This window comes from Bacillus sp. CFBP9009 (assembly GCF_036541465.1).
Lineage (GTDB): Bacteria > Bacillota > Bacilli > Bacillales > DSM-1321 > Peribacillus.
Genome location: NZ_JAZHFU010000042.1, coordinates 6,665 through 6,947, shown reverse-complemented (window position 1 = coordinate 6,947; position 283 = coordinate 6,665). Strand labels below are relative to the sequence as shown.

Sequence of the window (283 nt, the reverse complement as noted above, 5' to 3'; positions counted from 1 at the left end):
TTGTCTTGTGCCGACAGATTTCCTAGCTAACTGAAGAAGTAATTGAGCTTTCTTTAATCCAGGCTGCCTCTTCATTATTGATTTCCATCCTGAACTACATCATGAGGTTTCAGGGAACGCAGTTCCATTGGAGATGGAAATAAACGAAGTGTGGCAATAGCCCCTTTACCAGTAATGTCTTTAAATACTTGCCTGAGTTCAGGAAAGACAATATCCACCCAACGGTTTAATTGATTAATAGTGCTAACGAGTCGTTTAACTACCACATCACGGTTAGACATAA

The 283-nt window shown here is 39.9% G+C and carries 1 pseudogene; it reads right to left on the bottom strand.

Annotated features, from left to right (window positions below):
• Positions 1 to 283 (bottom strand): annotated as a pseudogene (locus V3595_RS28550) (IS110 family RNA-guided transposase); the annotation flags it as partial.